14 protein-coding genes, 2 tRNA genes, 3 rRNA genes, 1 pseudogene and 1 riboswitch are annotated in these 21,996 nt (G+C 51.9%); of the genes and pseudogenes, 15 read left to right on the top strand and 5 right to left on the bottom strand.

The window, feature by feature from the left end; genetic code table 11:
• Positions 1-53: 53 nt before the first annotated feature.
• Positions 54-1,205 carry an acetylornithine deacetylase gene (gene argE / locus LY264_RS23405; protein WP_048215168.1) on the bottom strand — a complete coding sequence of 384 codons (1,152 nt, stop codon included), beginning with the start codon at positions 1,203-1,205 and terminating at the stop codon, positions 54-56.
• 155 nt (positions 1,206-1,360) lie between these two features.
• Between argE and argC the strand changes: the two genes are divergently transcribed.
• From argC to oxyR, 4 genes are all read left to right on the top strand, one after another.
• Complete coding sequence (gene argC / locus LY264_RS23400) at positions 1,361-2,365, top strand: N-acetyl-gamma-glutamyl-phosphate reductase (protein WP_071692615.1); 1,005 nt, start codon at positions 1,361-1,363, stop codon at positions 2,363-2,365.
• Positions 2,366-2,375: 10 nt separating this feature from the next.
• Positions 2,376-3,149 (top strand): acetylglutamate kinase, encoded by a 774-nt coding sequence (gene argB / locus LY264_RS23395; RefSeq protein ID WP_003028854.1) that lies wholly within the window; start codon positions 2,376-2,378, stop codon positions 3,147-3,149.
• A gap of 108 nt (positions 3,150-3,257) precedes the next feature.
• Complete coding sequence (gene argH, locus LY264_RS23390) at positions 3,258-4,628, top strand: argininosuccinate lyase (RefSeq protein ID WP_032945646.1); 1,371 nt, start codon at positions 3,258-3,260, stop codon at positions 4,626-4,628.
• Positions 4,629-4,961: 333 nt separating this feature from the next.
• Positions 4,962-5,879: a DNA-binding transcriptional regulator OxyR gene (gene oxyR / locus LY264_RS23385; RefSeq protein WP_008787060.1), complete on the top strand. Its 918-nt coding sequence runs from the start codon at positions 4,962-4,964 to the stop codon at positions 5,877-5,879.
• Here the strand turns inward: oxyR and sthA are convergent.
• The gene (gene sthA, locus LY264_RS23380; protein ID WP_003028860.1) at positions 5,862-7,262 is read right to left on the bottom strand and encodes a Si-specific NAD(P)(+) transhydrogenase; all 1,401 of its coding nucleotides are present in this window, start codon (positions 7,260-7,262) and stop codon (positions 5,862-5,864) included. The genes oxyR and sthA overlap by 18 nt on opposite strands.
• A 191-nt stretch (positions 7,263-7,453) precedes the next feature.
• Here sthA and fabR point away from each other — a divergent pair, with 191 nt between their 5' ends.
• Both fabR and LY264_RS23370 read left to right on the top strand, forming a co-directional pair.
• Complete coding sequence (fabR, locus tag LY264_RS23375) at positions 7,454-8,089, top strand: HTH-type transcriptional repressor FabR (protein WP_003028862.1); 636 nt, start codon at positions 7,454-7,456, stop codon at positions 8,087-8,089.
• 15 nt (positions 8,090-8,104) lie between these two features.
• Positions 8,105-8,464: a YijD family membrane protein gene (locus LY264_RS23370; protein WP_003825114.1), complete on the top strand. Its 360-nt coding sequence runs from the start codon at positions 8,105-8,107 to the stop codon at positions 8,462-8,464.
• A gap of 72 nt (positions 8,465-8,536) precedes the next feature.
• Here the strand turns inward: LY264_RS23370 and trmA are convergent, their stop codons facing one another.
• Complete coding sequence (trmA, locus tag LY264_RS23365) at positions 8,537-9,637, bottom strand: tRNA (uridine(54)-C5)-methyltransferase TrmA (RefSeq protein WP_048215167.1); 1,101 nt, start codon at positions 9,635-9,637, stop codon at positions 8,537-8,539.
• 115 nt (positions 9,638-9,752) lie between these two features.
• Positions 9,753-9,939: riboswitch (cobalamin riboswitch) on the top strand.
• Between the two features lie 65 nt (positions 9,940-10,004).
• Here trmA and btuB point away from each other — a divergent pair.
• The 9 genes from btuB to birA all read left to right on the top strand — a co-directional run bounded on the left by btuB (position 10,005) and on the right by birA (position 20,643).
• Positions 10,005-11,861, top strand: coding sequence for a TonB-dependent vitamin B12 receptor BtuB (gene btuB / locus LY264_RS23360; RefSeq protein ID WP_032945649.1), 1,857 nt, complete (start codon positions 10,005-10,007; stop codon positions 11,859-11,861).
• The gene (gene murI / locus LY264_RS23355; RefSeq protein ID WP_003847829.1) at positions 11,806-12,657 is read left to right on the top strand and encodes a glutamate racemase; all 852 of its coding nucleotides are present in this window, start codon (positions 11,806-11,808) and stop codon (positions 12,655-12,657) included. The genes btuB and murI overlap by 56 nt, the downstream gene beginning before the upstream one ends.
• Before the next feature lie 381 nt (positions 12,658-13,038).
• Positions 13,039-14,578: ribosomal RNA gene (locus LY264_RS23350) — 16S ribosomal RNA — on the top strand.
• 71 nt (positions 14,579-14,649) lie between these two features.
• Positions 14,650-14,726: transfer RNA gene (locus tag LY264_RS23345), tRNA-Ile, on the top strand.
• 107 nt (positions 14,727-14,833) lie between these two features.
• Positions 14,834-14,909 (top strand) — tRNA-Ala (locus LY264_RS23340).
• 203 nt (positions 14,910-15,112) lie between these two features.
• Positions 15,113-18,018 (top strand): 23S ribosomal RNA (locus tag LY264_RS23335).
• A gap of 89 nt (positions 18,019-18,107) precedes the next feature.
• Positions 18,108-18,223 (top strand): 5S ribosomal RNA (rrf, locus tag LY264_RS23330).
• Together the 16S, 23S and 5S rRNA genes with 2 tRNA genes alongside form the textbook arrangement of a ribosomal RNA operon.
• A gap of 432 nt (positions 18,224-18,655) precedes the next feature.
• On the top strand, positions 18,656-19,684 hold the full coding sequence (gene murB, locus LY264_RS23325; protein WP_048215164.1) for a UDP-N-acetylmuramate dehydrogenase: 1,029 nt from the start codon (positions 18,656-18,658) through the stop codon (positions 19,682-19,684).
• Positions 19,681-20,643, top strand: coding sequence for a bifunctional biotin--[acetyl-CoA-carboxylase] ligase/biotin operon repressor BirA (gene birA, locus LY264_RS23320; RefSeq protein ID WP_048227513.1), 963 nt, complete (start codon positions 19,681-19,683; stop codon positions 20,641-20,643). Before murB ends, birA begins: the two co-directional genes overlap by 4 nt.
• A gap of 32 nt (positions 20,644-20,675) precedes the next feature.
• Here the strand turns inward: birA and coaA are convergent, their stop codons facing one another.
• Together coaA and LY264_RS23310 are read right to left on the bottom strand one after the other, a co-directional pair.
• Complete coding sequence (coaA, locus tag LY264_RS23315) at positions 20,676-21,626, bottom strand: type I pantothenate kinase (RefSeq protein WP_003031107.1); 951 nt, start codon at positions 21,624-21,626, stop codon at positions 20,676-20,678.
• Between the two features lie 289 nt (positions 21,627-21,915).
• A pseudogene (locus LY264_RS23310) lies at positions 21,916-21,996 on the bottom strand (hypothetical protein); the annotation flags it as partial.

The following is a 21,996-nucleotide window of genomic DNA, read 5'->3' as shown; positions in this document are numbered from 1 at the left end:
ATGTTAAAAAATCACCCCGCTTACCACTAAAGGATTAGCGGGGTGACAAGCAGTTAATGCCAGCAGAAATGATGCACAACCTGGGTGATTAATTCGCGAGTTGGCTTAATAAAGCGCGTTTCCAGATATTCATCCGGCTGATGCGCCTGATTAATAGAACCTGGACCCAATACCAGCGTCGGGCAAAGCGTCTGGATAAATGGCGCTTCGGTGCAGTAGTTCACCACTTCAGTCTGTGCGCCCAGCAGTTTCTCAACCACCTCTACCAGTTGATGGTCAGGTGGACACTCATAGCCTGGAATCGGTGGATGCAGTTCCGATATGGTCAGACGACCCGGCCAGCGTTCGCTGACAGGGGCCAGCGCTTCGTTAAGTAACCCATTGAGATCGTTTAGCGTCATACCCGGTAGCGGGCGAATATCCATATGCAGTTCGCAGCAGGCGCAGATTCGGTTGGCGGCGTCGCCGCCGTGGATGTGGCCCAAATTTAACGTTGGATACGGAACGGTAAAGGCATCATGGTGATAGCGCGCTTTCAGGTCATCGCGCAGATGCATGATGTGGCCGATGGCATCATGCATCAGTTCAATCGCATTAACGCCACGCGCCGGATCGCTTGAATGACCCGATTGTCCCAGAATGCGTATCGCATTAGAGATATGGCCTTTGTGTGCGCGAACCGGTTGCAGTGAAGTGGGTTCGCCAATAATCGCGCAGTCTGGGCGCAGAGCAGTGGTTTCAGAGAAGTAGCGAGCTCCCGCCATGCTGGTCTCTTCGTCAGCAGTGGCCAGAATGTAGAGGGGCTTTTTCAGCTTCGTGACGTCGACATCACGCAACGCGTCGAGGATAAAGGCGAAGAAGCCTTTCATGTCCGCCGTACCCAAACCATAGAGCTTATTGTCATGCTCGGTCAGGGTGAACGGATCGCGCGTCCAGCGTCCGTCGTCAAAGGGTACGGTATCGGTATGGCCCGCCAACAACAGACCACCAGAGCCCTGTCCAATGCTCGCCAGCATATTGAATTTATTCCGCGTATCGGGAACCGGCTGGACCTCCACATTGAAGCCTAAATCTTTAAACCAGCCCGCCAACAGAGTGATTAAACCTGCATTGCTTTGATCGAGCGCTTCTTCGGTAGCGCTAATCGATGGCGTGGCAATCAGAGCGCGGTAAATCTCGATAAATGGCGGTAAATTGTTTTTCATTGTTGACACACCTCGGGTCATGATAGTATCAATATTCATGCAGTATTTATGAATAAAAATACATTAACGTTGAGCGTAATAAAACCCACCAAGTGTAAGGTGAGGTGATAAAGGCTTATACCTGGCAACAGAATCTAAGAAGGTGAGCAGCCCCGATGTTGAATACGCTGATTGTGGGCGCCAGTGGCTATGCCGGCGCAGAGCTTGTGACCTATGTAAATCGCCATCCTGATATGACCATAACCGCTTTGACCGTCTCAGCGCAAAGCAATGATGCAGGAAAATTAATCTCCGATTTGCATCCGCAGTTGAAAGGCATTGTCGATTTACCGTTGCAGCCAATGTCAGATATCAGCGAGTTTAGCGCAGGGGTGGATGTTGTGTTCCTCGCAACGGCTCATGAGGTAAGTCATGACCTGGCTCCGCAGTTTTTGCAGGCCGGTTGCGTGGTGTTTGACCTCTCTGGTGCGTTTCGCGTAAATGACAGCGCGTTCTATGAAAAATATTATGGTTTTACCCATCAGCATCCCGACCTGCTGGAGCAGGCAGTTTACGGGCTGGCGGAATGGAAAGAAGACCAACTGAAAGAAGCGAATCTGATTGCTGTGCCGGGTTGTTACCCGATGGCGGCGCAGCTTTCGCTGAAACCACTGATTGACGCCGGGTTGTTGGATCTCGGCCAGTGGCCGGTAATTAATGCGACCAGCGGTGTGAGCGGTGCGGGCCGTAAAGCGGCTATCTCTAATAGTTTTTGCGAAGTAAGCCTGCAACCGTATGGCGTGTTTACCCATCGTCATCAGCCGGAAATCGCTACTCATCTGGGGGCTGAAGTGATTTTCACCCCGCATCTGGGCAACTTCCCGCGCGGAATTCTGGAAACTATCACTTGCCGCCTTAAAGCGGGTGTAACTCATGCTCAGGTAGCGCAGACGCTGCAACAGGCGTATGGCGATAAGCCGCTGGTGCGTCTGTATGACAAAGGGGTTCCAGCGTTGAAGAATGTGGTTGGATTACCATTCTGCGATATCGGGTTTGCTGTGCAGGGTGAGCATCTGATCGTTGTGGCGACGGAAGACAACTTATTGAAAGGCGCGGCGGCACAGGCGATGCAGTGCGCAAATATTCGTTTTGGCTTTGCCCAAACGCAGTCTCTTATTTAAGGGTGCAACAATGAATCCATTAATTATCAAGCTGGGCGGCGTTTTACTGGATAGTGAAGAGGCGCTGGAGCGCTTGTTTACCGCCCTGGTGAATTATCGTGAGTCGCACCAGCGTCCGCTGGTCATTGTGCACGGTGGCGGCTGCGTGGTCGACGAGCTGATGAAGCAGCTGAATCTGCCGGTGAAAAAGAAAAATGGTCTGCGCGTCACGCCTGCCGATCAAATTGACATTATTACCGGTGCCCTGGCGGGAACGGCGAATAAAACCTTGCTGGCCTGGGCGAAAAAGCATCACATCGCGTCTGTGGGTCTGTATCTTGGCGATGGCGACAGCGTAAAAGTGACGCCGCTCGATAAAGAACTGGGTCATGTTGGACTGGCGCAGCCGGGTTCGCCTAAGCTGATTAACACGCTGCTGGAAAGCGGTTTTCTGCCGGTAGTGAGCTCTATTGGTGTCACTGATGATGGTCTGCTGATGAACGTGAATGCCGATCAGGCTGCAACGGCGCTGGCGGCAACGCTGGGTGCGGATCTGATCCTGCTCTCTGATGTGAGCGGTATTCTGGATGGCAAAGGCCAGCGCATTGCCGAAATGACCGCAGCGAAAGCGGAACAGCTGATTGAACAGGGCATTATTACCGATGGCATGATCGTGAAGGTGAATGCGGCGCTGGATGCCGCGCGTACGCTGGGCCGTCCGGTGGATATCGCCTCCTGGCGTCATGCAGAGCAGCTTCCGGCGCTGTTTAACGGCACGCCAATTGGTACGCGTATTCTGGCTTAACTATTAATGTGCCGGATGGTGGCTTCGCCTTATCCGGCCTACGTGGGTTTTGTAGGCCCGGTAAGCGCAGCGCCACCGGGCAAAAATATCATATTAAGGAAATTCGTTATGGCACTTTGGGGTGGGCGTTTTACACAGGCAGCAGATCAGCGGTTCAAACAGTTCAACGACTCGTTGCGTTTTGACTACCGCCTGGCAGAACAGGATATTGTTGGCTCTGTGGCCTGGTCCAAAGCGTTGGTAACGGTCGGTGTACTGACTGCCGATGAACAGCTGCAGTTGGAAGAGGCGCTGAATAACCTGCTGGAAGAGGTTCGCGCGAATCCTCAGCAGATTTTGCAAAGCGATGCCGAAGATATTCACAGTTGGGTGGAAGGTAAGCTGATTGATAAAGTCGGCCAGCTTGGTAAAAAACTGCATACCGGGCGTAGCCGTAATGATCAGGTCGCGACCGATCTCAAGCTGTGGTGCAAAGACACGGTTATCGAATTACTGTCGGCCAATCGTCAGTTGCAAACTGCGCTGGTGGTGACGGCGGAGAATAACCAGGACGCCGTCATGCCGGGTTACACCCACCTGCAACGTGCGCAGCCGGTGACGTTTGCTCACTGGTGTCTGGCCTATGTTGAAATGTTGGCGCGTGACGAGAGCCGTTTGCAGGATGCGCTCAAACGCCTGGACGTCAGTCCGTTAGGCTGCGGCGCGTTGGCGGGTACGGCGTATGAAATCGATCGAGAGCAGTTGGCGGGTTGGTTGGGCTTTGCCTCGGCAACGCGCAACAGCCTGGACAGCGTTTCTGACCGTGACCACGTGCTGGAGTTACTCTCCGATGCCTCTATCGGCATGGTACACCTGTCGCGTTTTGCTGAAGATCTGATTTTCTTTAACACCGGCGAAGCGGGCTTTGTTGAACTCTCCGACCGTGTGACTTCCGGTTCATCTCTGATGCCGCAGAAGAAAAACCCGGATGCGCTGGAGCTGATCCGTGGCAAATGCGGTCGCGTGCAGGGTGCGCTGACCGGCATGATGATGACGTTAAAAGGCCTTCCACTGGCATACAACAAAGATATGCAGGAAGACAAAGAAGGGCTGTTCGACGCGCTCGACACCTGGCTGGACTGCCTGCATATGGCCGCGCTGGTGCTGGATGGCATTCAGGTGAAACGTCCGCGTTGTCAGGAAGCGGCGCAGCAGGGTTATGCTAACGCCACTGAGCTGGCGGATTATCTGGTGGCGAAGGGCGTCCCGTTCCGCGAAGCGCACCATATTGTGGGGGAAACGGTGGTCGAGGCGATTCGTCAGGGCAAACCTCTGGAAGCGCTGTCGCTTGCCGACTTACAAAAGTTTAGCCAGGTGATTGGTGATGACGTTTACCCGATCCTCTCGTTGCAATCGTGTCTGGATAAACGTGCAGCGAAAGGTGGCGTGTCGCCGCAGCAGGTTGCGCAGGCGATCGACTACGCGAAGGCACGCTTGTAGGTCCGATAAGGCAAAGCCGCCATCCGGCACTGTGCGCCGTTCTGCCTGATGGCGCTACGCTTATCAGGCCTACCAAACCATAACCCGGCCGAGCTTTGCGACGCCGGGCTTTTTTATGCAAAAAAAATGCGGACGCAAGGTCCGCAAAAGTTCACGTTGGCTTTAGTTATTTCGAGTATGAGAAAAACTCTCAAAACGGACAGTAGCTTCAAGGGTTAAAGGGGTACCGTTCCGTTTCTGTGGTGCATTATTAAACAGAAAGCTTGATAGGGATAATCGTTCGTTGCTATGCTACCTATCGCTACGAACTATCGTGGCGATGGAGGATGAATAATGAATATTCGTGATCTTGAATACCTGGTGGCGCTAGCCGAACATCGTCACTTCCGACGAGCGGCAGACTCCTGTCACGTTAGCCAACCCACGCTGAGCGGGCAGATCCGCAAGCTGGAAGATGAGCTTGGCGTCATGTTGCTGGAGCGTACGAGTCGCAAAGTGCTGTTCACCCAGGCCGGTTTGCTGCTGGTGGATCAGGCGCGCACCGTGCTGCGCGAGGTCAAAGTGCTCAAGGAGATGGCAAGCCAACAAGGCGAGACAATGTCTGGCCCGCTGCATATTGGTTTGATCCCAACGGTGGGGCCATACCTGCTGCCGCATATTATTCCGATGTTGCACCAGACCTTCCCAAAACTGGAGATGTATCTCCATGAAGCGCAGACACATCAGCTGTTGGCGCAACTGGATAGCGGCAAGCTCGACTGCGTCATTCTGGCGCTGGTCAAAGAGAGTGAGGCGTTCATCGAAGTACCGTTATTTGATGAGCCTATGATGCTGGCGATCTATGAAGATCACCCATGGGCAAACCGTGACTGTGTACCGATGTCCGATCTGGCGGGTGAAAAACTGCTGATGCTGGAAGATGGCCACTGTCTGCGCGATCAGGCGATGGGTTTCTGCTTTGAAGCGGGTGCTGATGAAGATACCCATTTTCGGGCAACCAGTCTGGAAACGCTGCGTAACATGGTGGCGGCAGGTAGCGGTATTACGTTACTGCCTGCGCTGGCCGTTCCGCCGGAGCGTAAGCGTGATGGTGTCGTTTATCTGCCATGCATTAAACCCGAACCGCGTCGTACGATTGGTCTGGTGTACCGTCCTGGTTCGCCGCTGCGTAGCCGTTATGAACAGCTGGCAGAGGCCATCCGTGGATCAATGGATGGCCATTTCGACAGTGCGTTAAAACAGGCGGTTTAAGCCATTTAGCGCCGCTACCCGATAGGCTTCTGCCATGGTTGGGTAGTTAAAGGTGGTGTTAACGAAGTACTCGATAGTGTTACCACCACCTTTTTGCTCCATTATCGCTTGTCCGATGTGAATAATTTCGGCCGCGCGCTCCCCAAAGCAGTGGATCCCCAAAATCTCCTTGGTTTCGCGATGGAACAGGATCTTCAGCGTTCCGACACTCATACCCACGATTTGTGCACGTGCCAGATGCTTAAACTGGGCGCGGCCAACCTCGTATGGAACTTTCATTGCCGTGAGCTGCTGTTCTGTTTTACCAACGGAGCTGATTTCCGGAATGGTGTAAATCCCGGTTGGGATATCTTCGATCAGATGCGCGGTGGCTTCGCCTTTTACCAGTGCCTGGGCGGCAATGCGTCCCTGGTCGTAGGCCGCCGATGCCAGGCTCGGATAACCAATCACATCCCCTACGGCGTACACATGCGGCAGCGCCGTCTGGTACATGCTATTCACTTTGAGCTGCCCGCGGCTGTCGGTTTTCAGACCAATGTTTTCCAGCGCCAGCGAATCGGTATTACCGGTACGGCCATTGGCGTACAGCAGGCAGTCGGCCTTCAGTTTCTTACCGGACTTCAGGTGCATGATGACGCCGTCATCGCAACCTTCAATCTTCTCATACTCTTCGTTGTGGCGAATGACCACACCGCTGTTCCAGAAGTGGTAAGAGAGCGAGTCGGACATCTCCTGATCGAGGAATGCCAGCAGACGATCGCGGGTGTTGATTAAATCAACTTTGACGTCCATTCCACGGAAGATCGACGCATATTCACAGCCAATGACCCCTGCGCCATAAATCAGCACATGACGGGGTTCGTGGTGCAGGCTCAGGATAGAGTCACTGTCGTAAACCCGGGGATGCGAAAAGTCGACATCAACAGGGCGATAAGGACGCGAACCGCAGGCAATAACAAACTTATCCGCAGTCAGCGTTTCCACCGTACCGTCGTGACATTCCAGGGCGATCGTGTGTTCATCAACAAAACGGGCATTTCCCTGCAAAATTTCGCAGTGGTTGCGCTCGTAAAATCCTTGCCGCATACGCGTTTGCTGATTAATAACGTTATCAGCGTGGTTGAGAATATCGGCGAAAGAAGAACGAAGGAGTCGGGAGTGGTCGCTGTACAGTGGGTTCTGATTGAATTCAATAATGCGGCTGACGGCGTGGCGGAGAGCTTTCGACGGGATGGTGCCCCAGTGGGTACAACCTCCGCCGACATTATGATAGCGCTCAATCACCGCGACGCGCGCTCCTTGCTTAACCAGACCCATTGCCGCGCCTTCGCCGCCGGGACCGGAACCTATTACTATTGCATCGTAATCGTAAGAATGTGACATGGTCAGGCTTACCTGTTCTTATACATAAAAGCAACAGAATAGTAACATCGTTGTTGAGATAACCCAATTATCGTTGTGCTTTTTTGCGAAGTCGAAGCACAAACTGCGCGTAAACAATCATTCACAAAGCCATGCCAACCGCCTAATCTCTGGTATAGTGCCAGCAAGGTATGTGGAAGGATTCAGACATCGTGATGGGCGTTAGAGCGCAACAAAAAGAGAAAACCCGGCGTTCGCTGGTAGAAGCCGCATTTAGTCAACTCAGCGCTGAGCGTAGTTTTGCCAGCCTCAGTTTACGCGAAGTCGCTCGTGAAGCGGGCATTGCGCCAACCTCGTTTTATCGCCATTTCCGCGATGTGGATGAACTCGGCCTGACGATGGTGGACGAGAGCGGTCTGATGCTGCGTCAGTTGATGCGCCAGGCGCGCCAGCGTATCGCGAAGGGCGGGAGTGTGATCCGCACCTCGGTCTCAACATTTATGGAGTTCATCGGCAACAATCCCAACGCCTTCCGTTTATTATTGCGCGAGCGTTCGGGGACATCCGCAGCGTTTCGTGCAGCGGTCGCTCGTGAAATTCAGCACTTCATTGCGGAACTTGCGGACTATCTGGAACTCGAAAACCATATGCCTCGTGCGTTTACTGAAGCGCAAGCCGAAGCCATGGTAACCATTGTGTTCAGCGCCGGGGCAGAAGCACTGGATGTTGGCGCTGAGCAGCGCCGACAGCTGGAAGAGCGGCTGGTATTGCAACTACGCATGATCGCGAAAGGCGCATTTTATTGGTACCGCCGTGAACAAGAGAAGATGACGCACCACTCCGAGTAACGAGAAGGACAAGCAATGAAACAGTCAGGTCAAGATAAAGGTACGCTGCTGCTGGCGCTGGTTGCTGGCTTATCGATCAATGGTACATTTGCGGCGCTGTTTAGCTCCATTGTGCCATTCTCAGTATTCCCGATCATTTCGCTGGTGCTGACGGTTTATTGTCTGCATCAACGCTATCAGAACCGCACCATGCCTGTGGGATTGCCGGGCCTGGCTGCCGCCTGCTTTATCCTCGGCGTTCTGTTGTACAGCACCGTAGTACGCGCTGAATATCCGGATATTGGTTCTAATTTCTTCCCGGCGGTACTGTCGGTGATTCTGGTGTTCTGGATCGGCTTTAAAGTGCGTAACCGTAAGCAGGAAATAGCAGAGTAACAGTTGTAACTGTAGGCCGGATAAGGCAAAGCCGCCATCCGGCAATCTGAAGCGGCCGGCCTACGTTCAGTTTTACTTCTTGGTTAACAGTACGCCGCACTCCATATGGTGCGTATACGGGAACTGATCGAATAGCGCCAGACGTGAAACATTGTGCGTCTGGCTTAACGTTTCCAGATTCTTACACAGCGTCTCCGGATTGCAGGAGATGTACAGAATACGCGGATACGCCTGCACCATTTTCTCCGTTTCGCTGTCCAGACCGCTGCGCGGTGGGTCAACGAAGATAGTTTCACACTGGTAACTCTTCAGATCGATTCCCTGCAAACGGTTGAACTCGCGAACGCCGTTCATCGCCTGAGTAAACTCTTCGGCCGCCATGCGGATTATTTGTACGTTTTCAATCTGGTTAGCCGCAATGTTGTACTGTGCAGCAGCAACGGACGGCTTGGCGATTTCCGTTGCCAGTACGCGGTTGAAGTTTTGTGCCAGGGCTAACGAGAAATTGCCATTGCCGCAATACAGCTCCAGCAGGTCGCCTTTTGAGCCCCTGGTGACATCAATCGCCCACTCCAACATCTGAATATTCATGGCGGCGTTCGGCTGGGTGAAGCTGTTCTCAACCTGGCGATAGATAATCTCTTTACCCGCAACCGGCAGGCGTTCGTCAATGTAGTCCTGATCCAGCTCGATTTTGGTTTTGGTTGCCCGGCCAATCAGATGCACATTCAGGTTTTTCGCCCGTAGCGCATCCCGCAGCGCTTCAGCTTCCTGACGCCATTCGTCATCCAGCTTTTTATGGTACAGCATCGAGACCACCGCCTGATCGCTCAGGGTTGTGAGGTAATCAATCTGAAACAGTTTGTGACGCAGGACGTGGTTGTTGCGAACGCCTTCGATCATTGCCGTCATCAGCGTGTTGATAAGCTCACTGGCTGCCGGGAAGCTGTCGACACGGATACGGTTTTTGGTCTGGCTGTCGAACATGATGTGGTACAGATCATCACCGTCATGCCACAGACGGAATTCCGCGCGCATACGGTAGTGGCTGACCGGTGAGCGAAACACTTCCGGAGCCTGTGCATAAAATGGCGTCATTAAGCTCTGCAGACGCACCACTTTTTCAGCTAACTGTGCGTCGTACTGTTCTGTCGGAAGGTGTTCGGGGGTCATGATGCGTCCTGAAAAATAAAAGTACGCGGGGATTGTAGGGATTGCTCATCAGATGTCCAGTCATTGATGATTTCCGATATTGTGATACGCAGTCTGGACAGTGGGTTGTAACAAACTGTAGCATCCGTTTTCCGGTCCTGTGAGTTAAAAGGGAATCCAGTGTGAATCTGGAGCTGACGCGCAGCGGTAAGGAAGGTAGGGGATGAGCGCACCTGGTGCAGACACTGCGGCATGCCGTGGGAAGTTATCGTCTCTTTAAGTTGCCTCCAAGCCCGAAGACCTGCCGGCTAACGTCGCATCTGGCTTTCATCATCGCGTACTATCGGTGGGACCTGCGGCATCCTTCTTATATTGTGGATGCTTTACAATGATTAAAAAATCGTTGCTGTGCACGGCACTTTCCGTCACGGCATTTTCTGGTTGGGCACAGGATACTAGCCCAGATACTCTCGTCGTTACTGCCAACCGTTTTCAGCAGCCTGTTAATACTGTCCTTGCCCCCACTGATGTGGTGACGCGTGAAGATATTCAGCGCTGGCAGTCAAAAGATCTCAATGATGTCATGCGCCGATTGCCGGGCGTAGATATTTCGCAAAGCGGCGGTATGGGGAAAAGCTCCTCGCTGTATGTTCGCGGTACTGAGTCCCGGCATGTGCTGGTATTGATTGATGGAGTGCCGATGGCGCGTGCGGGCATCGGTAATGCGATTGATATTGGTCAGATTCCGGTATCGTTGGTGCAACGTGTTGAATATATTCGCGGGCCGCGTTCAGCTGTGTACGGATCTGGTGCGATCGGTGGTGTGATGAACATCATTACGATGAGTAATGAAGAGAAATCACAGATCAACGCAGGTATGGGGACTGATGGTTATCAGACCTACGACGGCACGATAAATAAACGATTTGGTGACACGATGGTGACGGCGGCTGGCGCTTACCAGACGACCAAAGGTTTTAACATTCAACCTGACTCCCCTTACAGCGGCGACAGCGATCGCGATGGTTATCGCAACAAACTGTTCTGGGGCGGCTTGCAGCACAAGTTTAACGATAACTTCTCCGGTTTCTTCCGTGGTTACGGCTACACGGCGAATAGCGATTACGATCAGGGCTCTTATGGCTATGCTGGCGGTAATGACGAAGCTCAGAATTACACTCAGTCCTGGGATTCCGGCCTTCGTTACAGCTCAGGTATCTATTCCGCCCAACTGATTGCTAACTACCAGCATCTCAAAGATTACAACTATAGCAATCAACTCGGTCGTTATGCGGGGGATGCTACGCTGGATAATATGGAACAGCGCTATATTCAGTGGGGAAATAACGTTGAGGTTGGGCATGGAGCGATTAGCGGTGGTGTCGACTGGAAACAAGAAAAGCTGACTTCCAGTAGTACCACGAAATCGGACGCTTATAAACGTGATACGACCGGACTTTATCTAACTGGGCAACAACAAATTGATAGCGTCACGCTGGAAGCCTCAGGCCGTGAAGATCATGATGAACAATTCGGCTGGCATGGCACCTGGCAGACTGCTGCAGGCTGGGAGTTTGTTGATGGCTATCGTGCAACGCTCTCTTACGGCACAGGTTTCCTGGCTCCTTCACTTGGTCAGCAATACGGGGCTACGCGTTTTGCCTCTTCCTATGGGCCGGGTATTGCAGCCAACCCGAATTTGAAACCGGAAGAATCTAAACAGTGGGAAGCAGGGATTGATGGATTGACAGGGCCGCTTGATTGGCGTCTTTCGGCATATCATTATGAAATTCAAAACCTGATCGATTACAAGAATAACCAGTACGTCAACGTTAAGTCAGCCACGATTAAAGGGCTGGAATGGACTGGGAATGTTACGACTGGCCCGGTAGATCATCACCTGACGCTACAGTATGTTGACCCGCGGGATGATGATACGAATAAGGTACTCTATCGCCGAGCAAAACAGCAGGTTAAGTATGAGTTAACTGGGCAGGTTCAGGACTTGGGGTGGAACGTTGCTTATCAATATATAGGTGAACGTTACGATAATGATTACGACAATAATCGTGATGTTAAATTAGGCGGCGTCAGCTTGTGGGATATCGGAGTGTCATATCCAATCACCTCACAGCTGACAGTTCGTGGTAAAATCGCCAACCTGTTCGATAAAGATTACGAGACAGTTTATGGCTACGCAACTGCAGGACGGGAATACACCTTGTCTGGCAGCTACACCTTCTGATCCCCGTCCCACCGTGCTGGTGTTTGATTCCGGCGTCGGTGGGTTGTCGGTCTATGACGAGATCCGGCGTCTTCTGCCGGATCTCCACTATATCTACGCTTTCGACAACGTCGCCTTTCCTTATGGAGAGAAGAGCGAGGAGTTTATCGTCGAGCGTGTTGTTGAGATTGTGACTGCGGTCCAGCAGCGCTATCCCCTCTCTCTTGCGGTCATCGCGTGTAATACAGCAAGCACGGTGTCGCTCCCTGCGTTACGTGAGAAATTTGCTTTCCCGGTTGTGGGCGTGGTGCCTGCGATTAAACCGGCAGCGCGACTCACGGCGAACGGTGTTGTGGGGCTACTGGCTACACGTGCAACGGTGAAGCGCTCGTATACCCATGAGCTGATTGCGCGATTCGCTAACGAATGCCAAATTGCAATGTTGGGTTCTGCTGAGCTGGTGGAACTGGCGGAAGCGAAGCTGCACGGTGAAACAGTTTCTCTGGAAGAACTGCGGCGTATTCTGCGTCCATGGCTGCGGATGTCTGAACCACCTGACACAGTAGTGCTCGGTTGCACTCATTTCCCTCTATTACAGGAAGAGCTTTTACAGGTCCTGCCCGAGGGGACGAGACTGGTGGATTCTGGTGCCGCGATAGCGCGCCGCACGGCCTGGTTGTTAGAGCATGAAGCGCCAGATGCGAAATCAACCGATGAGAACGTTGCATTTTGTATGGCAATGACGACAGAAGCTGAACAACTATTGCCTGTGCTACAGCGCTATGGCTTTAAAACGCTCGAAAAACTGTCAGTTTAAGTGGTTTTGATGAAAAAATACGCACTCGGAAGATTATTTTAAATTTCCCCTTGTCAGCCTGAAATAACTCCCTATAATGCGCCTCCACTGACACGGAACAACGGATTACAAGCCGCCGGGTCAGCGGGGTTCCACTGAGAATCTCGTAGAGAAAAGCAAAAATAAATGCTTGACTCTGAATGAGGAAAACGTAATATACGGGACCTCGCGACAGTGAGCTGAAAGCCGCGTCGCAACTGCTCTTTAACAATTTATCAGACAATCTGTGTGGGCACTCGAAGATACGGATTCTTAACGTCGCAAGACGAAAAATGAATACCAAGTCTCAAGAGTGAACACGTAATTCATTACGAAGTTTAATTCATTGAGCATCAAACTTTTAAATTGAAGAGTTTGATCATGGCTCAGATTGAACGCTGGCGGCAGGCCTAACACATGCAAGTCGAACGGTAGCGCAGAGGAGCTTGCTCCTCGGGTGACGAGTGGCGGACGGGTGAGTAATGTCTGGGAAACTGCCCGATGGAGGGGGATAACTACTGGAAACGGTAGCTAATACCGCATAACGTCGCAAGACCAAAGAGGGGGACCTTCGGGCCTCTTGCCATCGGATGTGCCCAGATGGGATTAGCTAGTAGGTGGGGTAACGGCTCACCTAGGCGACGATCCCTAGCTGGTCTGAGAGGATGACCAGCCACACTGGAACTGAGACACGGTCCAGACTCCTACGGGAGGCAGCAGTGGGGAATATTGCACAATGGGCGCAAGCCTGATGCAGCCATGCCGCGTGTATGAAGAAGGCCTTCGGGTTGTAAAGTACTTTCAGCGGGGAGGAAGGTGTTGTGGTTAATAACCGCAGCAATTGACGTTACCCGCAGAAGAAGCACCGGCTAACTCCGTGCCAGCAGCCGCGGTAATACGGAGGGTGCAAGCGTTAATCGGAATTACTGGGCGTAAAGCGCACGCAGGCGGTCTGTCAAGTCGGATGTGAAATCCCCGGGCTCAACCTGGGAACTGCATCCGAAACTGGCAAGCTAGAGTCTTGTAGAGGGGGTAGAATTCCAGGTGTAGCGGTGAAATGCGTAGAGATCTGGAGGAATACCGGTGGCGAAGGCGGCCCCCTGGACAAAGACTGACGCTCAGGTGCGAAAGCGTGGGGAGCAAACAGGATTAGATACCCTGGTAGTCCACGCCGTAAACGATGTCGACTTGGAGGTTGTGCCCTTGAGGCGTGGCTTCCGGAGCTAACGCGTTAAGTCGACCGCCTGGGGAGTACGGCCGCAAGGTTAAAACTCAAATGAATTGACGGGGGCCCGCACAAGCGGTGGAGCATGTGGTTTAATTCGATGCAACGCGAAGAACCTTACCTACTCTTGACATCCAGAGACTTAGCAGAGATGCTTTGGTGCCTTCGGGAACTCTGAGACAGGTGCTGCATGGCTGTCGTCAGCTCGTGTTGTGAAATGTTGGGTTAAGTCCCGCAACGAGCGCAACCCTTATCCTTTGTTGCCAGCGATTCGGTCGGGAACTCAAAGGAGACTGCCAGTGATAAACTGGAGGAAGGTGGGGATGACGTCAAGTCATCATGGCCCTTACGAGTAGGGCTACACACGTGCTACAATGGCATATACAAAGAGAAGCGACCTCGCGAGAGCAAGCGGACCTCATAAAGTATGTCGTAGTCCGGATTGGAGTCTGCAACTCGACTCCATGAAGTCGGAATCGCTAGTAATCGTGGATCAGAATGCCACGGTGAATACGTTCCCGGGCCTTGTACACACCGCCCGTCACACCATGGGAGTGGGTTGCAAAAGAAGTAGGTAGCTTAACCTTCGGGAGGGCGCTTACCACTTTGTGATTCATGACTGGGGTGAAGTCGTAACAAGGTAACCGTAGGGGAACCTGCGGTTGGATCACCTCCTTACCTTAAAGAACCGACCTTTGCAGTGCTCACACAGATTGTCTGATGAAAATTAGCAGTAAGAAAATCTCTGCAGGCTTGTAGCTCAGGTGGTTAGAGCGCACCCCTGATAAGGGTGAGGTCGGTGGTTCAAGTCCACTCAGGCCTACCAAATTCGCCTCCGTGCTGTTACGGCGATGCTCGCATACTTCAGTATGCTTCGCACCACCGCGCCTTGCCCGGAAACGAATTAGGGTACAGAGATTAGCATTCTACGATGGGGTTATAGCTCAGCTGGGAGAGCGCCTGCCTTGCACGCAGGAGGTCTGCGGTTCGATCCCGCATAGCTCCACCATCCTTTACTTACTGCAACAACACAAGAAAACTTCAGAGTGTACCTGAAAAGGTTCACTGCGAAGTTTTGCTCTTTAAAAATCTGGATCAAGCTGAAAATTGAAACGACACACTGTTTCATTTCTCCGTAATAAGAAATGAAAAATGGTGTGTTCGAGTCTCTCAAATTTTCGCAATCAGAAGTGAAACATCTTCGGGTTGTGAGGTTAAGCGACTAAGCGTACACGGTGGATGCCCTGGCAGTCAGAGGCGATGAAGGACGTGCTAATCTGCGATAAGCGTCGGTAAGGTGATATGAACCGTTATAACCGGCGATTTCCGAATGGGGAAACCCATGTGATTCGTCACACTATCATTACGTGAATACAGGCGTAATGAAGCGAACCGGGGGAACTGAAACATCTAAGTACCCCGAGGAAAAGAAATCAACCGAGATTCCCCCAGTAGCGGCGAGCGAACGGGGAGCAGCCCAGAGTCTGAATCAGCATGTGTGTTAGTGGAAGCGTCTGGAAAGTCGCGATACAGGGTGAAAGTCCCGTACACAAAAGTGCATGTGTGTGAACTCGAAGAGTAGGGCGGGACACGTGGTATCCTGTCTGAATATGGGGGGACCATCCTCCAAGGCTAAATACTCCTGACTGACCGATAGTGAACCAGTACCGTGAGGGAAAGGCGAAAAGAACCCCGGCGAGGGGAGTGAAAAAGAACCTGAAACCGTGTACGTACAAGCAGTGGGAGCACCCTTAGGCGTGTGACTGCGTACCTTTTGTATAATGGGTCAGCGACTTATATTCTGTAGCAAGGTTAACCGAATAGGGGAGCCGAAAGGGAAACCGAGTCTTAACTGGGCGTTAAGTTGCAGGGTATAGACCCGAAACCCGGTGATCTAGCCATGGGCAGGTTGAAGGTTGGGTAACACTAACTGGAGGACCGAACCGACTAATGTTGAAAAATTAGCGGATGACTTGTGGCTGGGGGTGAAAGGCCAATCAAACCGGGAGATAGCTGGTTCTCCCCGAAAGCTATTTAGGTAGCGCCTCGTGAATTCATCTTCGGGGGTAGAGCACTGTTTCGGCTAGGGGGTCATCCCGACTTACCAACCCGATGCAAACTGCGAATACCGAAGAATGTTATCACGGGAGACACACGGCGGGTGCTAACGTCCGTCGTGAAGAGGGAAACAACCCAGACCGCCAGCTAAGGTCCCAAAGTCATGGTTAAGTGGGAAACGATGTGGGAAGGCCCAGACAGCCAGGATGTTGGCTTAGAAGCAGCCATCATTTAAAGAAAGCGTAATAGCTCACTGGTCGAGTCGGCCTGCGCGGAAGATGTAACGGGGCTAAACCATGCACCGAAGCTGCGGCAGCGACGCTTATGCGTTGTTGGGTAGGGGAGCGTTCTGTAAGCCGTTGAAGGTGTGCTGTGAGGCATGCTGGAGGTATCAGAAGTGCGAATGCTGACATAAGTAACGATAATGCGGGTGAAAAGCCCGCTCGCCGGAAGACCAAGGGTTCCTGTCCAACGTTAATCGGGGCAGGGTGAGTCGACCCCTAAGGCGAGGCCGAAAGGCGTAGTCGATGGGAAACAGGTTAATATTCCTGTACTTGGTGTTACTGCGAAGGGGGGACGGAGAAGGCTATGTTGGCCGGGCGACGGTTGTCCCGGTTTAAGCGTGTAGTAGCGGAGGTTCCAGGTAAATCCGGTACCTTATTAACGCTGAGGCGTGATGACGAGGCACTACGGTGCTGAAGTAACAAATGCCCTGCTTCCAGGAAAAGCCTCTAAGCATCAGGTAACATCAAATCGTACCCCAAACCGACACAGGTGGTCAGGTAGAGAATACCAAGGCGCTTGAGAGAACTCGGGTGAAGGAACTAGGCAAAATGGTGCCGTAACTTCGGGAGAAGGCACGCTGATATGTAGGTGAAGCGACTTGCTCGTGGAGCTGAAATCAGTCGAAGATACCAGCTGGCTGCAACTGTTTATTAAAAACACAGCACTGTGCAAACACGAAAGTGGACGTATACGGTGTGACGCCTGCCCGGTGCCGGAAGGTTAATTGATGGGGTTAGCGCGTAAGGAGAAGCTCTTGATCGAAGCCCCGGTAAACGGCGGCCGTAACTATAACGGTCCTAAGGTAGCGAAATTCCTTGTCGGGTAAGTTCCGACCTGCACGAATGGCGTAATGATGGCCAGGCTGTCTCCACCCGAGACTCAGTGAAATTGAACTCGCTGTGAAGATGCAGTGTACCCGCGGCAAGACGGAAAGACCCCGTGAACCTTTACTATAGCTTGACACTGAACACTGGTCCTTGATGTGTAGGATAGGTGGGAGGCTTTGAAGTGTGGACGCCAGTCTGCATGGAGCCATCCTTGAAATACCACCCTTTAATGGCTGGTGTTCTAACGTTGACCCGTAATCCGGGTTGCGGACAGTGTCTGGTGGGTAGTTTGACTGGGGCGGTCTCCTCCTAAAGAGTAACGGAGGAGCACGAAGGTTAGCTAATCCTGGTCGGACATCAGGAGGTTAGTGCAAAGGCATAAGCTTTGACTGCGAGAGTGACGGCTCGAGCAGGTGCGAAAGCAGGTCTTAGTGATCCGGTGGTTCTGAATGGAAGGGCCATCGCTCAACGGATAAAAGGTACTCCGGGGATAACAGGCTGATACCGCCCAAGAGTTCATATCGACGGCGGTGTTTGGCACCTCGATGTCGGCTCATCACATCCTGGGGCTGAAGTAGGTCCCAAGGGTATGGCTGTTCGCCATTTAAAGTGGTACGCGAGCTGGGTTTAGAACGTCGTGAGACAGTTCGGTCCCTATCTGCCGTGGGCGCTGGAGAAGGGGGGGCTGCTCCTAGTACGAGAGGACCGGAGTGGACGCATCACTGGTGTTCGGGTTGTCATGCCAATGGCATGCCCGGTAGCTAAATGCGGAAGAGATAAGTGCTGAAAGCATCTAAGCACGAAACTTGCCCCGAGATGAGTTCTCCCTGACTCCTTGAGAGTCCTGAAGGAACGTTGAAGACGACGACGTTGATAGGCCGGGTCGGGTGTGTAAGTGTAGCGATACATTGAGCTAACCGGTACTAATGAACCGTGAGGCTTAACCTTACAACGCCGAAGCTGTTTTGGCGAAAGAGATATTTTCAGCCTGATACAGATAACATCGCATGCCAGGGTGTGTGATAAAACAGAATTTGCCTGGCGGCTGTAGCGCGGTGGTCCCACCTGACCCCATGCCGAACTCAGAAGTGAAACGCCGTAGCGCCGATGGTAGTGTGGGGTCTCCCCATGCGAGAGTAGGGAACTGCCAGGCATCAAATAAAAGCGAAAGGCTCAGTCGAAAGACTGGGCCTTTTGTTTTATCTGTTGTCTGTCGGTGAGCGCTCTCCTGCCAGGACAAATCCGCCGGGAGCGGATTTGAACGTTGCGCAGCAACGGCCCGGAGGGTGGCGGGCAGGACGCCCGCCATAAACTGCCAGGCATTAATTAAAGTGAAGAAGCCCATCCTGACGGATGGGCTTTTTTGCGTCTGTGCGGGGTGAAAACCGCCGGATGCGGCGTACCGCCTTATCCGGCCTACAGGGTCCGGGCTGAATGTATTTTGTAGGCCTGATAAGCGCAGCGCATCAGGCACATCACAACACCGCACCATCGGGTGCAAAGCTATATCCTGAGCCTCCATAACACAAGCCATCCTGCGGTATATGCGGTAAACTAGGCGCGATTTTGCATCAGGAAAGCGTCTATGAATCACTCCCTTAAAGCCTGGAACACCTTCGGTATCGATCAGCAAACAAATGAACTTGTCTGCGCCGAAAATGAACAACAATTACTGAATGCCTGGCAATCAGCCAATGCATCGCATCATCCAGTACTGATCCTGGGCGAAGGGAGCAACGTCCTGTTTCTTGATGCCTTCCAGGGGACGGTGATCGTCAATCGTATTAAGGGTATTGAGATTACAGAACAACCTGATGCGTGGCATTTGCACGTAGGTGCGGGTGAAAACTGGCATCATCTGGTCCAGCATACGTTGCAGCTTGGTATGCCTGGGCTGGAAAATCTGGCGCTTATCCCAGGCTGCGTGGGTTCATCGCCAATCCAGAATATTGGTGCCTATGGCGTAGAGCTACAGCGCGTCTGCGAATACGTAGACTGCGTTGAGCTGTCGACTGGCAAACATCTGCGCGTTGGTGCAGCAGAATGTCGCTTTGGTTATCGTGACAGCATCTTCAAACATGAATACCAGGATCGCTTCGCAATTATTGCTGTTGGTTTACGCTTGTCTAAACAGTGGCATCCGGTACTGACCTATGGCGATCTGACGCGCCTGGATCCTACAACGGTGACGCCTCAGCAGGTTTTTGATTCTGTCTGCCATATGCGCACGACAAAACTGCCCGATCCGAAAGTAAACGGTAATGCAGGAAGCTTCTTTAAAAACCCGGTTGTCACCGCAGAGATTGCGCAGGAGCTCCTGGCAAAATTCCCAACAGCACCTCATTACCCGCAGGCTGATGGTTCTGTGAAACTGGCAGCCGGCTGGCTTATCGATCAGTGTCAGCTAAAAGGCATGCGCATTGGTGGCGCAGCGGTACATCAACAGCAGGCTCTGGTGCTGATCAATGCAGATAATGCGACGAGTCAGGATGTGGTGCAACTTGCACATCATGTACGTCAAAAAGTCGGTGAGAAATTTAATGTCTGGCTCGAACCAGAGGTCCGATTTATTGGCCCGCAGGGTGAAATGAATGCTGTGGAGATCATTGCATGAAGGATAATACCGTCCCTCTGACGCTTATTTCATTACTCGCTGATGGCGAATTTCATTCTGGTGAGCAGCTCGGTGAAAAGTTGGGAATGAGCCGTGCCGCAATCAATAAGCATGTCCAGACGTTACGCGACTGGGGGGTTGATGTCTTTACTGTTCCAGGTAAAGGATACAGCTTACCGGAACCTATCCAACTATTAGATGCCTCACTTATTCATTCTCAACTGGATGGTGGAAATATCACAGTCCTGCCGGTTATCGACTCAACCAATCAGTACCTGATGGACCGAATAGGTCAACTGGAGTCAGGGGATGCCTGTGTCGCTGAATATCAGCAAGCCGGGCGCGGCCGCCGTGGTCGCAAATGGTTTTCACCGTTTGGTGCCAACCTGTACCTTTCAATGTTCTGGCGGCTGGAACAAGGACCGGCTGCCGCGATTGGCCTGAGTCTGGTTATTGGTATCGTCATGGCTGAGGTTTTACGCGATCTGGGCGCAGAGAAGGTACGTGTAAAATGGCCCAACGACCTCTATTTGCTCGACCGTAAGCTGGCAGGGATCCTGGTTGAACTGACCGGTAAGACAGGGGATGCCGCGCAGATTGTTATCGGTGCGGGTATTAATATGTCCATGCGCCGGGTTGAAGAAAATGTGGTTAATCAAGGCTGGATTAACTTGCAGGAAGCGGGCATTAACATTGATCGCAATACCCTTGCTGCCCGACTGATACGTGAGTTGCGTGCTGCGTTAGTGCTCTTTGAGCACGAAGGTTTAGCGCCGTATCTGTCTCGCTGGAAGAGACTGGATAACTTTATCGACCGCCCGGTCAAACTTATTATTGGCGATAAAGAAATATTTGGCATCTCTCGTGGAATAGACGCGCAAGGTGCATTATTGCTTGAACAAAATGGCGAGATCAACCCCTGGATGGGTGGAGAAATATCGCTAAGAAGCGCTGAGTAATAAGAAGGGGAGCTGTTGCTCCCCTTTTTTATTTATTTTCTCAACCTGACTTGCTCAACGGCATGATTGGCACTTTTCGTCATGATTAAGCTTGCTCGCTCACGCGTTGGTAATATATTTTGTTTTAAATTCAGCCAGTTAATCTCTTTCCATAACGATGTGGCGGTGTTGATAGCCTCATCTTCTGATAATTTTGCATAGTTATGGAAATAAGAGTCCGGGTTGGTAAACGCCCCTTCACGGAATTTCAGGAAACGGTTGATATACCACGTCTGGAGTAATTCTTCTGGCGCATCAACATAAATAGAAAAGTCGACAAAGTCAGAAACAAATACATGATGCGGATCGTGAGGATAGTCCATCCCGCTTTGTAATACATTTAGCCCTTCGAGTATTAATATGTCGGGCTGGGCAACGGTTTTGTCGCCATCAGGGATCACATCATAGATGAGATGGGAATAGACCGGCGCCGTGACGTTAGGTACGCCTGATTTCAGATCGGAAACGAATTTAACCAAGCGATGCATATCATAGGACTGGGGGAAGCCTTTCTTCTTCATCAGTCCACGATCTTTCAATACCTGGTTAGGGTGGAGAAAGCCATCGGTAGTAATCAACTCAACCTTGCGATGCTCGGGCCAGCGACTGAGCAAAGCCTGCAAAACACGCGCAGTCGTACTTTTACCGACGGCGACGCTGCCAGCAATGCTAATAATATAAGGAATACGCTCGCCATTCGTGCCTAAAAATTGCTCCAGCACGGCCTGACGTCGCAGGTTCGAACTGATGTAAAAGTTTAGCAAACGCGAGAGAGGCAAATAAATCTCGGCAACTTCTTCCAGCGATAAGTCTTCGTTAATGCCTTTAAGACGAGCAATCTCTTCCTCGGTCAGGGTCATCGGCACGGAATCACGAAGCGCAGCCCACTGGTTGCGATCAAACTGTAGGTAAGGCGACGTTAACGCTTGCTCTTTTATACTCATACGCATGGTCTGGCTGTCATTGCTATATCAGGTCTGCGGTAAAAAACGAAATCATCCCGGTACGCAATGGCACGCACATTTCAGTTAATTTGGACAATGGGCAGGAGGGTAACACCAGATGGGGGGGAATAATAAGAAAAAATCATCCTCTGAAATGCAATGTGACGGGTATTCCAGATGTATAAAGATGTGCTTTCTCTCTATCAAAGCGTACCTGCCGGAGCAAAATTCCTCCCAGAGGAGGCACGTGACGTTGGAAATTTGTCCAATCCAAAGAGGAAATAGATTATTTATCGGTCGTATAGTGCAAAATGTGAGCGATAGAACATTTTATGCAATTTTTTAGTTGCATGAGTGCGCGTGTCTCCAT

This window comes from Citrobacter portucalensis, assembly GCF_023374935.1.
GTDB lineage: Bacteria > Pseudomonadota > Gammaproteobacteria > Enterobacterales > Enterobacteriaceae > Citrobacter > Citrobacter portucalensis.
The sequence above is the reverse complement of the archived record's forward strand: the minus strand, read 5'-3'. Positions and strand labels throughout refer to the sequence as shown.

Excerpts from the sequence above, each read along its gene's own strand:
- btuB (WP_032945649.1), top strand. The coding sequence starts at position 10,005 with ATGATTAAAAAATCGTTGCTGTGCACGGCACTTTCCGTCACGGCATTT.
- argE (WP_048215168.1), bottom strand. The coding sequence starts at position 1,205 with ATGAAAAACAATTTACCGCCATTTATCGAGATTTACCGCGCTCTGATT.
- argC (WP_071692615.1), top strand. The coding sequence starts at position 1,361 with ATGTTGAATACGCTGATTGTGGGCGCCAGTGGCTATGCCGGCGCAGAG.
- argH (WP_032945646.1), top strand. The coding sequence starts at position 3,258 with ATGGCACTTTGGGGTGGGCGTTTTACACAGGCAGCAGATCAGCGGTTC.
- murI (WP_003847829.1), top strand. The coding sequence starts at position 11,806 with ATGGCTACGCAACTGCAGGACGGGAATACACCTTGTCTGGCAGCTACA.
- birA (WP_048227513.1), top strand. The coding sequence starts at position 19,681 with ATGAAGGATAATACCGTCCCTCTGACGCTTATTTCATTACTCGCTGAT.
- coaA (WP_003031107.1), bottom strand. The coding sequence starts at position 21,626 with ATGAGTATAAAAGAGCAAGCGTTAACGTCGCCTTACCTACAGTTTGAT.
- argB (WP_003028854.1), top strand. The coding sequence starts at position 2,376 with ATGAATCCATTAATTATCAAGCTGGGCGGCGTTTTACTGGATAGTGAA.
- LY264_RS23370 (WP_003825114.1), top strand. The coding sequence starts at position 8,105 with ATGAAACAGTCAGGTCAAGATAAAGGTACGCTGCTGCTGGCGCTGGTT.
- oxyR (WP_008787060.1), top strand. The coding sequence starts at position 4,962 with ATGAATATTCGTGATCTTGAATACCTGGTGGCGCTAGCCGAACATCGT.
- sthA (WP_003028860.1), bottom strand. The coding sequence starts at position 7,262 with ATGTCACATTCTTACGATTACGATGCAATAGTAATAGGTTCCGGTCCC.
- murB (WP_048215164.1), top strand. The coding sequence starts at position 18,656 with ATGAATCACTCCCTTAAAGCCTGGAACACCTTCGGTATCGATCAGCAA.
- trmA (WP_048215167.1), bottom strand. The coding sequence starts at position 9,637 with ATGACCCCCGAACACCTTCCGACAGAACAGTACGACGCACAGTTAGCT.